This window comes from Pseudomonas sp. S49 (genome assembly GCF_009866785.1).
Taxonomy (GTDB): domain Bacteria; phylum Pseudomonadota; class Gammaproteobacteria; order Pseudomonadales; family Pseudomonadaceae; genus Aquipseudomonas.
The window spans coordinates 4,609,827-4,624,534 of sequence record NZ_CP019432.1; the positions used below are offsets into that span (position 1 = coordinate 4,609,827).

Sequence of the window (14,708 nt, forward strand, 5' to 3'; positions counted from 1 at the left end):
TCTGTGCGCACTCGCCTTATGCCTTGGAAAAAAGGCTCGGTTCGGCTTGCACCAAAGCAAAGCGTGGCACCTGCTCGCCGTCAACCTCGACTGACTCGAGAAACATGCTCAGAGGGCGCACCCAAAAGCCGTAATCGCCATACAGGGCTTGGTAAAAGACCACTTCTTCTTCGGTCTCGGAATGCCGCGCAACACTGAATACGCGGTACTGCGGACCTTTGTAATGTTGGTAGAGCCCAGGTTGTATCGGCATGTGTTGGCCCTCACTCAAATTTTTTCAAAATAAAAACAAAATAAATCCACAAAAACAAAAACCGGGGCACTTGGCCCCGGCTTCCATCAACGAGACGCTTAGACGCGTTCGAAGACGGTGGAGATGCCTTGGCCGAGACCAATGCACATAGTAGCCACCCCGAAGGTGCCGCTATTCTGCTTCATCACGTTCAGCAAGGTGCCGGAAATACGGGCACCGGAGCAACCGAACGGGTGACCCAGGGCGATCGCGCCGCCGTGCAGGTTAACCTTCTCGTTCATCTTGTCGAGCACTTTCAGATCTTTCAGCACTGGCAGAGCCTGTGCGGCGAAAGCTTCGTTGAGCTCGAAGAAGTCGATATCGTTGATGCCAAGGCCCGCACGCTTCAGGGCTTTTTGTGTAGCCGGAACTGGACCATAGCCCATGATTGCCGGATCCACACCCGCCACTGCCATCGAACGGATAACCGCCATTGGCTGGATACCCAGATCCTGTGCACGTTGCGCCGACATCACGATCATGCACGAAGCACCATCGGTGATCTGCGACGAAGTACCGGCAGTCACGGTGCCGCCCTTTGGATTGAAGGCAGGCTTGAGGGCCGCCAGACTTTCCAGGGTGGTTTCCGGACGAATGGTTTCGTCGTAGTCGAACAGTTTCAGGAAACCGTTCTCGTCGTAGCCCTGCATCGGGATGATTTCATCTTTGAACTTGCCTTCCACGGTTGCCTTGTGGGCCAACTGGTGGGAACGCACGCCGAAAGCGTCCTGTTGTTCGCGAGTGATGCCGTGCATTTTGCCAAGCATTTCAGCGGTCAGCCCCATCATGCCCGAGGCTTTTGCCGCGTACAGCGACATGTGCGGGTTCGGATCGACACCGTGCATCATGCTCACGTGGCCCATATGCTCGACGCCGCCAACCACGAACACGTCACCGTTGCCGGTCATGATCGCTTGTGCAGCGGTGTGCAACGCGCTCATCGACGAGCCACACAGACGGCTGACGGTCTGGCCGGCCGAAGTGTGCGGAATCTGGGTCATCAGCGACGCCATGCGCGCGATGTTCCAGCCCTGCTCCAGGGTCTGGTTGACGCAGCCCCAGATCACGTCCTCGACTTCAGCAGGATCGACCTTGGCGTTGCGTTCCAGCAATTTGCTGATCAGGTGCGCCGACATGTCTTCGGCGCGGGTGTTGCGGTGCATGCCGCCCTTGGAGCGGCCCATCGGAGTACGACCGAAGTCGACAATCACGACGTCTCTAGGATTCAAGCTCATAAGTTCACTCTCACTCTAGTTGGGGGCGCTTAACCGAAGAAGCTCTGGCCGTTTTTGGCCATTTCGCGCAGCTTCGCGGTTGGGTGGTACAGCGCGCCCAAATCAGCGTACTGGTCAGCCAGGGCAACGAACTCGGCAACACCGATCGAGTCGATGTAGCGCAGCGCACCGCCACGGAATGGAGGGAAACCGATACCGTAGACCAGACCCATGTCGGCTTCGGCGGCAGTTTCAACGATGCCGTCTTCCAGGCAACGCACGGTTTCCAGGCACAGCGGGATCATCATCCAGTTGATGATGTCTTCGTCAGTGACTTCGCGCTGCTCGTAAACGATCGGCTTGAGCACTTCCAGCACCGATGGATCGGCAACTTTCTTCTGCTTGCCTTTCTTGTCGGCCTCGTAGGCGTAGAAGCCCTTGCCGTTCTTCTGGCCCAGGCGCTTGGCTTCGTACAGCACGTCGATGGCCGAACGACGGTCATCCTTCATGCGATCCGGGAAACCTTCAGCCATCACGTCGCGACCGTGGTGACCGGTGTCGATGCCGACCACGTCCATCAGGTACGCCGGGCCCATCGGCCAGCCGAATTTTTCCATGACCTTGTCGATACGGACGAAGTCCACACCGGCGCTTACCAGCTTGGCGAAACCGCCGAAGTACGGGAACAGTACGCGGTTAACGAGGAAGCCCGGGCAGTCATTGACGACGATCGGGTTCTTGCCCATTTTCTTGGCGTAGGCAACGGTGGTGGCAACCGCCAGCTCACTCGACTTCTCGCCACGGATCACTTCTACCAGCGGCATCATGTGCACCGGGTTGAAGAAGTGCATGCCAACGAAGTTTTCCGGACGCTTGAGGGCCTTGGCCAGCAGGCTGATGGAAATGGTCGAGGTGTTGGACGCGAGGATGGTGTCCTCTTTGACCTGAGCTTCGACTTCAGCCAGTACGGTTTGCTTGACCTTCGGGTTTTCGACCACAGCTTCGACAACCAGATCGACGTGACCGAAGTCGCCGTAGGACAGGGTCGGACGAATGGCGTTGAGCACTTCAGCCATTTTCGCAGCCGTCATGCGACCTTTATCAACGCGGCCAACCAGCAGTTTGGCGGCTTCGGCCAGACCCTGCTCGATACCGTGCTCGTTGATGTCCTTCATCAGGATCGGCGTACCTTTGGAGGCCGACTGATAAGCGATACCGCCACCCATGATGCCGGCGCCGAGTACAGCGGCCTGCTTCACGTCTTTGGCGATTTCGTCGTAGGCCTTGGCCTTTTTCTTCAGCTCCTGATCGTTCAGGAACAGACCGATCAAGCTCTGCGCGGCAGAGGTCTTGGCCAGCTTGACGAAACCGGCTGCTTCGACTTCCAGCGCCTTGTCACGACCGAAGTTCGCGGCTTTCTGGATCGTCTTGATCGCTTCAACCGGCGCCGGGTAGTTCGGGCCAGCCTGACCGGCGACGAAACCTTTGGCGGTTTCGAATGCCATCATTTGTTCAATGGCGTTCAGCTTGAGTTTTTCAAGTTTGGGTTGACGCTTGGCCTTGAAGTCGAACTCGCCGGAGATGGCGCGTTTGATCAGCTCAAGAGCCGCTTCCTGCAGCTTCTCCGGAGCAACCACGGCGTCGACGGCGCTGACTTTCAGGGCGTCTTCAGGGCGGTTTTCCTTACCGGAGGCAATCCATTCGATGGCGTTGTCGACACCAATCAGGCGCGGCAGACGCACGGTGCCGCCGAAGCCTGGGTAGATGCCCAGTTTGACTTCCGGCAGACCGATCTTGGCCTTGGTCGACATGACGCGATAGTCAGCCGCCAGGCACATTTCCAGACCGCCGCCCAGTGCGATGCCATTAATGGCCACTACGGTTGGGACATTGAGGTCTTCGAAATCGCTGAAGATCTTGTTGGCTTCGAGATTGCCAGCAACCAGCTCGGCATCCGGCAGCTTGAAGTTGTCGACAAATTCGGTGATGTCGGCGCCGACGATGAACACGTCCTTGCCACTGCTGACGATCACGCCCTTGATCGAAGCATCTGCCTTGATGGTGTCTACGGCCTGACGCAGTTCGTTCAGGGTTAGACGGTTGAACTTGTTGACGGACTCACCCTTGAGGTCGAATTTCAATTCGACGATGCCACTTTCAAGAGCTTTAACCGTGATGGCTTTACCTTCGTAAATCATCAACTGATCTCCACGATATGGAAGCTGAACAGTACACGTCGGACGCAGGCGAATGGCTCGGCAGGACGTTTTTTCGTCGATGCTGACGCCAATCCACCCGGCACACCCGCCAACGCGATAGTCGGGATTCTGTAGGAGCAGTCTGTAAGACAAACGCTCAATTCATACGCCCGTTTGATTTGGGTACGTCACCTTCACGGAATTTCCGACAATTGTCAATCGCCCAAAATACGGGTTGAAATGCGACTTTGCGGTCATTTCTGTAAGACGAAGACCCGCAACACGCGTCTGCATGTAAAGCCATTCATAGAATCAATAGTTAGAAAAGTCGCCCTAATTCGCCGCAGCCCCTGTTTAAAGGGCTACGCTGGGTGGACGACAGGAAAATGCGCTGACTGAACCTGCATCAGAAAAGATTTCCGGCCTGCCTGGCCAACCCCGCCCGATGAATCATGTCGGGCTTTTTATTGCGCGTCTGCCGGACCTTCCCCACCGTTGCAGTGGGAAAAGTCCGCGCGTCACGCCAGCGCTTTCAGAGTGGCATCGATATCCAGCAAAACCGTCGCTTCACCCTTCTCACCCCAATACAGAGCGATCATCTGCTTGTCCGCCTCGATTTTGAAAACATTGCCCGGCAACTTTTCGAAATGATTGAGCAGCGCCCGATCTTCACAGACTTCCTGCCACTGATTAACCCAGATACCCGGCGATTTCTGCCAGTAAGTCCAGCAGACAGGCTGCTTGCTGCGACGTGGCCGATGATACTGCGCACACGGATTCGGCGGCTCTTGCGCCAGCCAGTGCGGCCATTCCTGAGGCGCCAGCTGCATGGCCAGACCGATGCGTCGTGCCTCCATACGCAAAGCGATGCGACCGCTTTGCGCGCGCGATGGGCGCAACCACGCCAGCGGACTTAAAACCACCAGCAGGATTGACACCACCAACCAGACCGTCATATCTCTATTCCCAATTCTCGGTGAGCGCATTGTGTCACTTTGGAACCAATGCGCTTGAAACCAGCCATACTTAACAATATTGAAACCTCACGAGGAGCACCTCATGCCCTACCACCACATCCTGGTCGCCGTAGATCTGACCGAAGAGTGCGACCCTGTGATTCACCGCGCCCGCGAGCTGTCGGTGAGCAATAACGCCAAGCTGTCGCTGGTGCATATTGTCGAACCGATGGCCATGGCATTCGGCGGCGACGTGCCGATGGATCTGTCACAACTGCAACAACAGCAGTTCGATCAGGCCAAGGAGCGCCTGGAGCGTCTGAAAGCCAAATACTCAGAGCTTGAGGGCGCCAACTGCCACCTGACCTATGGCCAGCCACGCCAGGAAATCCATCATTTCGCCAAAGAACAAACGTGCGATCTGATCGTGGTCGGCAGCCATGGCCGTCACGGTCTGGCGCTATTGCTGGGCTCGACCGCCAATGACGTGCTGCACGGCGCGCCATGCGATGTATTAGCGGTACACCTGGTCAAACGCTGAAGCACTGATCATTGTGGGAGCGAGCCGGCTCGCGAGGCGCCGGCACATTCAGCATTAATGCCGCCTGACACACCACATTCGCGAGCAGGCTCGCTCCCACATTGGGTCTCCACCCGCATATGAAAAGCCCGGCGTTCATCACTGAACGCCGGGCTTTTTCACATCCGGATCAATCAGGCATCCAGCTCGGCCCAACGTTCCATCAACGCATCCAGCTCAGCCTGCAACTGCTCCAGCGAAGCAATCACCTTGGCCGTTTCTGCCGCAGGGCGCTGATAGAAGCCAGCTTCAGCCATTTCGGCTTCCACGGCAGCAATCTGCTGTTCCTTGGCGTCGATATCGCCCGGCAGCGCTTCCAGCTCGCGTTGCAGCTTGTAGCTCAGTTTTTTCTTGGCAGCCGGGGCAGCGGCGGCAGGCGCAGCAGCCACAGCCGGTTCAGCGGTGACCACAGCCGAATTCAGGTCAGCCTTGCCGGATTTGCTTTCGGTCACGCCCAGCAGACGCGGCGAACCGCCCTGACGGATCCAGTCCTGATAACCGCCGACGTATTCACGCACCTTGCCTTCACCTTCGAAGACCAGCGTGCTGGTGACCACGTTGTCGAGAAATGCCCGGTCGTGGCTGACCATCAGCACCGTGCCGTTGAAAGTCAGCAGCACTTCTTCGAGCAGCTCGAGAGTCTCCACGTCGAGGTCGTTGGTCGGTTCGTCGAGCACCAGCAGGTTCGCCGGTTTGCTGAACAGCTTGGCCAGCAACAGACGCGCACGCTCACCACCCGACAGCGCCTTGACCGGCGTGCGGGCACGCTGCGGGCTGAACAGGAAGTCGCCGAGGTAGCTCAGCACGTGACGGCTCTGCCCGTCGATATCGATGAAGTCGCGACCTTCGGCAACGTTGTCGATCACGGTCTTTTCCAGATCCAGTTGATGGCGCAACTGGTCGAAGTACGCCACGTCGATCCGCGTACCCTCTTCCACTTTGCCGCTGGTCGGTTGCAGACCGCTGAGCATCAGTTTGAGCAGGGTGGTCTTGCCGGTACCGTTGGCGCCGAGCAGACCGATACGGTCGCCGCGCGTCAGCACCATCGAGAAATCCTTGATCAGGAACGGGCCGCCCGGGTGAGCGAAACTCACGTTCTCGAGGACCATCACCTGCTTGCCGGACTTGTCGGCAGTGTCCAACTGAATGTTGGCCTTGCCGGTGCGCTCACGACGCTCGCTACGCTCGACGCGCAACGCTTTCAGGGCACGGACGCGACCCTCATTACGGGTGCGGCGCGCCTTGATACCCTGACGGATCCAGACTTCTTCCTGGGCCAGTTTCTTGTCGAACAGCGCGTTGGCGGTTTCTTCGGCGGCCAGCGCGGCTTCTTTGTGCACGAGGAAACTGGCGTAGTCGCCGTTCCAGTCGATCAGGCCGCCGCGATCCAGTTCAAGGATGCGCGTGGCAAGGTTTTGCAGGAAGGAACGGTCGTGCGTGATGAACAGCACGGCGCCCTGGAAATCTTTCAGCGCTTCTTCGAGCCAGGCAATCGCACCGATGTCCAGGTGGTTGGTCGGTTCGTCGAGCAGCAGCAGATCCGGCTCGGACACCAGCGCCTGCGCCAGCAGCACGCGACGACGCCAGCCGCCGGACAACTGGGCGAGGGTCTTGTCGGCCGGCAGTTGCAGGCGGCTCAAGGTGCTTTCGACCAGAGTCTGCAAGCGCCAGCCATCACGGGCTTCGAGGTCTTGCTGAACGTGCATCAGCTTGTTCAGGTCGTCTTCAGTGACGCAGTTCTGCGCAAGGTGATGGTACTCGGCGAGCAACGCGCCCACGCCATCAAGGCCCTCAGCGACCACGTCGAACACCGTCCGATCGTCGGCCACTGGCAATTCTTGCGGCAATTCGCCGATTTTCAGACCGGGGGCACGCCACACCGAGCCTTCATCGGGCTTCTGGTCGCCCTTGACCAGTTTCATCATGCTGGACTTGCCAGTGCCGTTGCGGCCGATGATGCACACCCGCTCACCACGGGCGATCTGCCAGGACACCTTGTCCAACAACGGCATAGCGCCGAACGCAAGGGACACATCGCTGAATTTGAGCAGGGTCATGAGCTTCTCCAAAAACCGGGCGCGCATTCTACCTGAGTTAGGGCTTCAGCAGGCCGGCAATTTGTCTGTCGAAGCACTCTGCACAACATTTGTTGCGAACTTGTGCTGCGAGGCCCGCAAAGCTTTCGCCGCTTGCTGGCAAAAGGCTAAGCTACAGACAATTCAGTGCTGATTCGTGTCGGCACTTGTCATGATTTCTCTGCCCGGATGTCTCATGCGCAGTCGCCTTTTCAGTGTTTTGTCCTGTTTGCTACTTACCGCCACTGCCGCTCAATCCGCCCAGGCGGTGGACCTGTCCACCCAACGCCAGTATTACGATGAAGCCAAGCGCGCGCTGGCCAAGGGCGATACCGGCCCGTACTTCCGCTACAGTCAGGCGCTGGCCGATTATCCGCTGGAACCGTATCTGGCCTACGACGAACTGACCGCGCGCCTGAAAACCGCGAGCAACGCCGAGATCGAGAAGTTTCTCGCCGAGCACGGTGACTTGCCCCAGGCCAACTGGATGAAGCTGCGCTGGTTGCGCTGGCTCGCCGACCGTGGCGACTGGGCGACTTTCGTCAAATACTACGTCCCGAAACTCAACTTCACTGAACTGGACTGCCTGAATGCGCAGTACCAGATCACCCATGACAAAAAAGCCGAAGGTTACGCCAACGCGGACAAACTCTGGCTGACCGGCAAATCACAACCCGCCGCGTGCGACGCGCTGTTCGGCATCTGGGCGGCCGATGGCCAGCTCACCGAGCAGAAACGCTGGGAGCGCACCAAGCTCGCCGCTCAGACGCGCAACTATCCACTGGCCAACAGTCTGGTCAACGGCCTGACCACCCTCGCCCCGCGCGGCCGTTTACTGGTGGATGTGGCGCAAAAGCCGGAACTGCTCAATCAGCCTTCACGCTTCACCCCGGCCGACGAGCCGATGTCCGATGTGGTCAGCCTTGGCCTGCGCCGCCTCGCTCGTCAGGATCCGGACAAGGCCATGGCGCTGCTCGACGGTTATGCCAGCAGCATGCATTTCTCCCGCGATGAAAAAGTTGCGATCGCCCGGGAGATCGGCCTGACTCTCGCCCGGCGTTTCGACAGCCGCGCGCTGGATGTGATGACCAAGTACGACCCGGAACTACGCGACAACACTGTCTCGGAATGGCGTTTGCGCCTGCTCTTGCGTCTGGCCCGTTGGGATGACGCCTATCAGTTGACCCGCCGTCTGCCGCAGGATCTGGCCACCACCAACCGCTGGCGCTACTGGCAGGCGCGCAGTCTGGAACTGGCCCAGCCGCAAAACCCGGAAGCACAGACGCTGTACAAAGGCCTCGCCCGGGAACGTGATTTCTACGGCTTCCTTGCCGCCGACCGCTCGCAATCGCCCTACTCGCTGAACAACAAGCCGCTGGTCCTCAGCCAGGCGCTGATCAACAAGGTGCGCAACACCCCAGGCGTGCGCCGCGCGCTGGAGTTCCATGCTCGCGGGCAGATCGTCGACGGTCGCCGCGAGTGGTATCACGTCAGCCGCCATTTCAATCGCGATGAAATGGTTGCCCAGGCGAAACTCGCTTACGACCTGAAATGGTATTTCCCGGCGATTCGCACCATCAGTCAGGCGCAGTACTGGGACGATCTGGATATCCGATTCCCGATGGCCCACCGCGAAACCCTCGTGCGTGAAGCCAAGGTACGTGGTCTGCATTCGAGCTGGGTGTTTGCCATCACCCGTCAGGAAAGCGCTTTCATGGACGACGCGCGCTCCGGCGTTGGCGCCAGCGGCCTGATGCAGTTGATGCCCGGCACCGCCAAGGAAACCGCGCGCAAGTTCAGCATCCCGCTGGCCTCGCCGCAGCAAGTGCTCGATCCAGACAAGAACATTCAACTCGGCGCCGCTTACCTGAGTCAGGTGCACAGCCAGTTCAATGGCAACCGCGTCCTCGCCTCCGCCGCCTACAACGCCGGCCCCGGCCGTGTGCGCCAATGGCTGCGCGGCGCTGATCACCTGAGTTTTGACGTCTGGGTGGAAAGCATCCCGTTCGATGAAACCCGTCAGTACGTGCAGAACGTGTTGTCGTACTCGGTGATCTACGGCCAGAAGCTCAACTCGCCACAGCCGCTGGTGGATTGGCATGAGCGCTACTTCGACGATCAGTGATCAAGCAACTGACGCCAAGGAACGAAAAATGCCCGTATCGCAAGATACGGGCATTTTTATTTACACAACCTGATCGGTGACTTAGTGAATGGCAGGGTCGGTGACAGGACTCGTTGAAGCGCTCTTGCCATCATTGAACTGCAACGCCGCCAACCGCGCATACAGCGGATTGCTGGCAATCAGTTCCTGATGAGTACCTATGGCCACAAGCTTGCCCTGATCCATCACCGCAATCCGGTCAGCGTTTTTCACCGTGGCCAGTCGATGCGCGATCACCAGCGTAGTGCGGTTCTGCATCAGACTCGGCAAGGCTTCCTGAATCAGGTGTTCACTCTGCGCATCGAGGGCGCTGGTGGCTTCGTCCAGCAGCAGGATCGGTGCGTCGACCAACAACGCCCGAGCGATCGCCAGACGTTGGCGCTGGCCACCGGAAAGACCAAGGCCACCATCGCCGAGATGGGTCTGGTAACCGTTGGGCATTTTCTCGATGAAGTCGTGGGCGTGAGCAATTTTTGCCGCTTCCTTGACTTGCTCCAGCGTCGCCCCCGGGTTGCCGTAACGAATGTTTTCTTCAACGCTACCGAAAAACAGCGCCGGTGACTGTGATACCAAAGCGAAGTGACGGCGCAGGTCCAGCGGGTCGAGACTGGTCAGCGGCACACCATCAATCAGGATCCGCCCTTCCACGGGGTCATAAAAGCGCAATAGCAAATCGTACACCGTGGACTTGCCGGCGCCGGATGGCCCCACCAGCGCCAGTGTCTCGCCAGCCCGGATGGTCAGGTTCAAGCCGTTGACGGCATAGCTTTCAGGCCGCGACGGATAGGAAAAACGCACGTCCTGTAATTGCAGTTCACCCCGCACGCGCTGCGGCAGGGTCACCAGCCCGGTAGTGGGCGGCTGAATGATATTTTCCGAACCCAACAGCTCAGCGATGCGCTCGGCGGCACCCGCCGCGCGTTGCAGTTCGCCGATGACCTCGCTCAACGTGCCTATCGCACTGCCGACAATCAGGCTGTAAAAAACAAACGCGGCCAGTTCGCCACCGGTGATGCGCCCGGCGATCACGTCCATGCCGCCGACCCACAACATCACTGCCACCGCGCCGAGCACCAGCACGATCACCATGGTGATCATCCACGAGCGCTGAAAGATGCGTTTGCGCGCCGTGTCGAAGGCGTCTTCAACCGTTGTCGCAAAACGGTGCTCATCCTGAACCTGATGGTTGTAGGCCTGCACGGTTTTGATCTGACCAAGGGTTTCCGAGACATAGCTGCCGATATCGGCGACCCGGTCCTGGCTCAGCCGTGACAGATTGCGCACGCGCCGGCCGAAAATCAGAATCGGGGCAACCACAAACGGCAAGGCGATCACCACGATGCTGGTGAGTTTTGCGTTGGTGACGAACAGCAGGATGACGCCGCCGATAACCATCAGCAGGTTGCGCAGGAACATCGACAGCGACGAGCCGATCACCGATTGCAGCAGCGTTGTATCGGCCGTCAGCCGCGACTGGATTTCCGAACTGCGGTTGTTCTCGTAAAAGCCGGGGTGCAGATAGACCAGATGGTTGAATACCTCACGGCGGATATCGGCCACGCAACGCTCGCCGATCCACGACACCCAGTAAAACCGCGCGAACGTGCCGACCGCCAGACCCAGCACCATCAGCATGAAGATGCCGATGCTCTGGTTGAGCTGGTGCGGCGACTGAGTCATGAAGCCGCGGTCGACCAACAGTTTGATCCCCTGCCCCATCGACAACGTAACGGCAGCGGTGACGATCAATGCCAGCAGCGCAGCGATGACTTGCCAGCGGTAAGGGGCCAGAAATCGACTGGTCAGACGCAGGGCGCGCCGGTGCCTGGAAGAAAGCTTCGGGGTCATTCAGGTACACATCCGTGTTGATGAAAGGGCTAGCGTAAACCTTCTTGCGGCGGAACTCTGTAAATCACAATGAGTCAGGTTAAATATGCCCCCAAAGACTAGGCCATAGTTACTATTGGTCTAAAGTCCCGGTTGAGACGAGCGGTCGTTTCTGTTTGAGTGGAGATGCCCCCACTGACAGACCGCAGGGAGTTGTCACAGCCCGGTCACGTGGCGGTTTTACCCTAGGCGCACAACCTGATGAGGAGACAGGCCATGTCCTTGCAACACAGCAGCGAAGACAAGATTGAAGTGATCCGCACCAAGCCCGGCCAATCTCTGGGTTGCTCGATACTGGACAAGGATGGGCGTGAAGTACCGATCACTGAAGAAATGATCCAGCAAGCGTGCAGCGAACTGGAAAAGCGATTGGTCAAGCCTGCCGAACAAGAGTGATATAGCCACCGTCTTCATGACCCGGCCCCTTTGGCCGGGTTTTTTCTGTCTGCAGATCAGGTATTTGTGGCGCGGCCTTCGCGAGCAAGCTCGCTCCCACATGGACCTCTGAAGATCTCCTGTGGGAGCGAGCCTGCTCGCGAAAGAGCCGACCCGGTTTCTAGACGGCCACCGCCCCCAGCGCCGCCACGATCTTCGCCAAAGCCGGCGACTCCCCTTCAACCCGCACCTTCAGTCCTTCAATCTCGCGTCGCACCGGATACTGCTTGCGCAACACATCGAACGCCGCTCGCTGCTCGCCGACATTGCCTACGAGGCTGCGGCGAAAATCCGCATCATCGCGGCGCGGGTCGTACACCCCACGGCATAACATCGCCAGCGCCCAGGCCGGATCGCTGTCAGCATGCAGGGTCACTTCAGACAACCACGGTGCCGGCAAAAGATCACTGAGTTGAATAACTGCCGGTTGGCCGCTGAATTCGCAATACGCCTGATAAATCTGCGCCGTTCCGCGCTGTTTACCGTCGAGGCTGTAACCGGCAATGTGCGGCGTGGCCAATACGCAGAGCTCGGCCAGCGCCGCGTCAACCTCAGGCTCGGCCTCCCAGACGTCGAGAATGGCTTGCAGGTCTTCACGCTCCAGTAGCACTTCGCGCAGGGCAAGGTTATCCACCACTGGACCACGCGCCGCGTTGATCAACCACGCACCGGGCTTGAGCTGCTGCAAACGCTGCTGATCAAACAGATGCCAGGTCGCGCCGGCACCGCTGCGGGTCAACGGCGTGTGCAGACTGATCACGTCGCACTGCTCGATGATCTGCTCGAGGCTGACGTAATCTCCGCCCTCGGCAGCCTGACGTGGCGGATCGCAGACTTTGACGTTCCAGCCCAGACCTTTCAAAACCCTGATCAGCCGTCCACCGACTTCACCGGCCCCCACAACACCGTAGGTGCGTTGAGTGAGATCGACACCTTCGATTTCGGCAAGCGTCATCAGACTGCCCAGCACGTAATCGACCACGCCCCGAGCGTTACAGCCAGGCGCACTGGACCAGGTAATGCCGGCCTCACTGAAGTACTCGAGATCCAGATGATCCGTCCCGATGGTGCAGGTACCGACAAAGCGAACCTTGCTGCCCTCAAGCAACGCGCGGTTGACGTTGGTCACCGAACGTACGAGCAAAACGTCAGCCTGCTCGACCGTCGCACGGTCGATGGAACGGCCCGGCACCCGGCGGATCTCGCCGAAACCGGCAAAAAAGGCATCGAGCAGCGGGATATTTTCGTCGGCAACAATCAGCATGGCGGGCTCCTTTGGCGGATCGGCAGTTTAGGTGCAGATCGGTCGCCGGGCCAGCAGGGTTTGCGCTTACAAATCCGCAACAGAGGATTTTTCCTGACCAAGGCGTCAGCGGCGTAGAATGCGGCGCCTTGCGCATCAACACCTGTGGACGCTTTGCCCGTGAATTCTGTAACTGATCAACCTGTCGCCGTCTCCCTCACCCGCCCCGCGCGTATTCGCCTGGAGTTCAAGAACCTGCTCGCCCTGGCGTTGCCGATCATCATCGCGCAACTGGCGACCACGGCCATGGGCTTCGTCGACGCCGTCATGGCCGGGCGCGTCGGGCCAAAGGATCTGGCGGCCGTTGCCTTGGGCAACTCGATCTGGGTGCCGGTATTCCTGTTGATGACCGGCACGCTGCTGGCAACTACGCCGAAAGTCGCCCAGCGTTTTGGCGCTGGCACTCACAGCGAAATCGGCCCGCTCGTCCGTCAGGCATTGTGGCTGGCACTGGTGGTCGGGCTGATTGCGACGGCGATGCTGGTCGCCGCCGAGCCGGTGCTGCACCTGATGAAGGTTGATCCCGAGCTGATCGGCCCGTGCATGCAATACCTGCATGGCATCGCCAGCGGCCTGCCGGCGGTGGCGTTCTATCACGTGCTGCGCTGCACCAGTGACGGCATCGGTCGCACGCGTCCGGCAATGGTATTGGGCCTGTGCGGTCTGGCACTGAACATTCCGCTGAACTACGTCTTCATCTATGGCCACTTCGGTGTGCCGGCGATGGGCGGCGTCGGCTGCGGTTGGGCCACGGCCATCGTGATGTGGGTGATGGCGCTGGGTCTGGCCGGTTATGAGCGCTGGGCGCCGGCCTATCGTTCGAGCGAAATTTTCAGCCGCTTCGACTGGCCGCAATGGGCGGTGATCAAGCGACTGCTGGCGATCGGCCTACCGATCGGCATCGCGGTGTTTGCCGAGTCGAGCATTTTTGCCGTGATCGCCCTGCTGATCGGCAGCCTCGGCGCCACTGTAGTGGCCGGGCACCAGATTGCGCTCAACGTCAGCTCGCTGGTGTTCATGATTCCGTACTCGCTGGGCATGGCCGTTACCGTGCGCGTCGGTCAGGCGCTGGGCCGCGAAGAACCACGCGAGGCACGGTTTGCCGCGGGCGTCGGCATGGGCACCGCGCTGGCTTACGCCTGCCTGTCGGCAAGCATGATGCTGTTGCTGCGCGAGCCGATTGCGGCGATCTACACCGCTGACCCGACGGTGATTCACATCGCGGCGATGCTGATCGTGTATTCGGCGCTGTTCCAGTTTTCCGATGCGATTCAGGTGACCGCCGCCGGCGCACTGCGTGGCTATCAGGACACTCGGGTGACGATGATCCTGACCCTTTTCGCCTATTGGGGCATTGGTTTGCCGGTGGGCTATGCCCTCGGTCTAACCGACTGGCTCGGCGAACCACGCGGCCCGAGCGGTTTGTGGCAGGGTCTGATCGTTGGCTTGAGCTGTGCGGCGTTGATGCTGTCGATTCGCCTGACGCGCAGCGCACGCAAACGTATTCGGATCAGTCGTTCGGCGGGCTAAACCCTGACGCAGGACAAAAAATGTGGGAGCCAGCCTGCTGGCGAATGCGGTGTGTCAGTCGCCATCAACAGTGA

General features: G+C 59.4%; 11 protein-coding genes. 4 read left to right on the forward strand and 7 right to left on the reverse strand.

Annotated elements, in window-relative coordinates:
* Positions 1–16 precede the first annotated feature (16 nt).
* The 4 genes from PspS49_RS20185 to PspS49_RS20200 all read right to left on the reverse strand — a co-directional run bounded on the left by PspS49_RS20185 (position 17) and on the right by PspS49_RS20200 (position 4,660).
* Positions 17–253: a DUF1653 domain-containing protein gene (locus tag PspS49_RS20185; RefSeq protein WP_007910467.1), complete on the reverse strand. Its 237-nt coding sequence runs from the start codon at positions 251–253 to the stop codon at positions 17–19.
* Positions 254–351: 98 nt separating this feature from the next.
* A complete protein-coding gene (fadA, locus tag PspS49_RS20190; RefSeq protein ID WP_007910465.1) occupies positions 352–1,527 on the reverse strand; it encodes an acetyl-CoA C-acyltransferase FadA in 1,176 nt (391 codons plus the stop codon).
* Between the two features lie 29 nt (positions 1,528–1,556).
* Positions 1,557–3,704: a fatty acid oxidation complex subunit alpha FadB gene (gene fadB, locus PspS49_RS20195; protein ID WP_160041219.1), complete on the reverse strand. Its 2,148-nt coding sequence runs from the start codon at positions 3,702–3,704 to the stop codon at positions 1,557–1,559.
* Positions 3,705–4,222: 518 nt separating this feature from the next.
* Entirely contained in the window at positions 4,223–4,660 is a 438-nt protein-coding gene (locus tag PspS49_RS20200) for a hypothetical protein (RefSeq protein ID WP_127929156.1), read from the reverse strand.
* 103 nt (positions 4,661–4,763) lie between these two features.
* On the opposite strand from PspS49_RS20200, the gene PspS49_RS20205 reads away from it, so the two are divergent.
* Positions 4,764–5,201, forward strand: coding sequence for a universal stress protein (locus PspS49_RS20205; RefSeq protein ID WP_038369392.1), 438 nt, complete (start codon positions 4,764–4,766; stop codon positions 5,199–5,201).
* A gap of 173 nt (positions 5,202–5,374) precedes the next feature.
* Here the strand turns inward: PspS49_RS20205 and PspS49_RS20210 are convergent, their stop codons facing one another.
* Positions 5,375–7,297, reverse strand: coding sequence for an ATP-binding cassette domain-containing protein (locus PspS49_RS20210; protein WP_127929157.1), 1,923 nt, complete (start codon positions 7,295–7,297; stop codon positions 5,375–5,377).
* Between the two features lie 214 nt (positions 7,298–7,511).
* On the opposite strand from PspS49_RS20210, the gene PspS49_RS20215 reads away from it, so the two are divergent.
* Entirely contained in the window at positions 7,512–9,440 is a 1,929-nt protein-coding gene (locus tag PspS49_RS20215) for a transglycosylase SLT domain-containing protein (protein WP_160041221.1), read from the forward strand.
* Positions 9,441–9,521: 81 nt separating this feature from the next.
* Here PspS49_RS20215 and PspS49_RS20220 read toward each other — a convergent pair whose 3' ends face one another.
* Positions 9,522–11,327: an ABC transporter transmembrane domain-containing protein gene (locus tag PspS49_RS20220; protein ID WP_160041223.1), complete on the reverse strand. Its 1,806-nt coding sequence runs from the start codon at positions 11,325–11,327 to the stop codon at positions 9,522–9,524.
* A 255-nt stretch (positions 11,328–11,582) separates the two neighbouring features.
* Between PspS49_RS20220 and PspS49_RS20225 the strand changes: the two genes are divergently transcribed.
* Positions 11,583–11,762, forward strand: a complete 180-nt coding sequence (locus PspS49_RS20225) for a PA1571 family protein (protein ID WP_038369402.1) — start codon at positions 11,583–11,585, stop codon at positions 11,760–11,762.
* A gap of 160 nt (positions 11,763–11,922) precedes the next feature.
* Here PspS49_RS20225 and pdxB read toward each other — a convergent pair whose 3' ends face one another.
* The gene (gene pdxB / locus PspS49_RS20230) at positions 11,923–13,065 is read right to left on the reverse strand and encodes a 4-phosphoerythronate dehydrogenase PdxB (RefSeq protein WP_160041225.1); all 1,143 of its coding nucleotides are present in this window, start codon (positions 13,063–13,065) and stop codon (positions 11,923–11,925) included.
* A 159-nt stretch (positions 13,066–13,224) separates the two neighbouring features.
* Between pdxB and PspS49_RS20235 the strand changes: the two genes are divergently transcribed.
* The gene (locus PspS49_RS20235) at positions 13,225–14,634 is read left to right on the forward strand and encodes an MATE family efflux transporter (protein ID WP_127929161.1); all 1,410 of its coding nucleotides are present in this window, start codon (positions 13,225–13,227) and stop codon (positions 14,632–14,634) included.
* Positions 14,635–14,708 lie beyond the last annotated feature (74 nt).

What these genes read in the sequence shown, in the direction of transcription:
- PspS49_RS20185 (WP_007910467.1), bottom strand. Translation starts at nt 253, where the DNA reads ATGCCGATACAACCTGGGCTCTACCAACATTACAAAGGTCCGCAGTAC.
- PspS49_RS20215 (WP_160041221.1), top strand. Translation starts at nt 7,512, where the DNA reads ATGCGCAGTCGCCTTTTCAGTGTTTTGTCCTGTTTGCTACTTACCGCC.
- fadB (WP_160041219.1), bottom strand. Translation starts at nt 3,704, where the DNA reads ATGATTTACGAAGGTAAAGCCATCACGGTTAAAGCTCTTGAAAGTGGC.
- PspS49_RS20205 (WP_038369392.1), top strand. Translation starts at nt 4,764, where the DNA reads ATGCCCTACCACCACATCCTGGTCGCCGTAGATCTGACCGAAGAGTGC.
- PspS49_RS20200 (WP_127929156.1), bottom strand. Translation starts at nt 4,660, where the DNA reads ATGACGGTCTGGTTGGTGGTGTCAATCCTGCTGGTGGTTTTAAGTCCG.
- pdxB (WP_160041225.1), bottom strand. Translation starts at nt 13,065, where the DNA reads ATGCTGATTGTTGCCGACGAAAATATCCCGCTGCTCGATGCCTTTTTT.
- PspS49_RS20220 (WP_160041223.1), bottom strand. Translation starts at nt 11,327, where the DNA reads ATGACCCCGAAGCTTTCTTCCAGGCACCGGCGCGCCCTGCGTCTGACC.
- PspS49_RS20210 (WP_127929157.1), bottom strand. Translation starts at nt 7,297, where the DNA reads ATGACCCTGCTCAAATTCAGCGATGTGTCCCTTGCGTTCGGCGCTATG.
- PspS49_RS20225 (WP_038369402.1), top strand. Translation starts at nt 11,583, where the DNA reads ATGTCCTTGCAACACAGCAGCGAAGACAAGATTGAAGTGATCCGCACC.
- fadA (WP_007910465.1), bottom strand. Translation starts at nt 1,527, where the DNA reads ATGAGCTTGAATCCTAGAGACGTCGTGATTGTCGACTTCGGTCGTACT.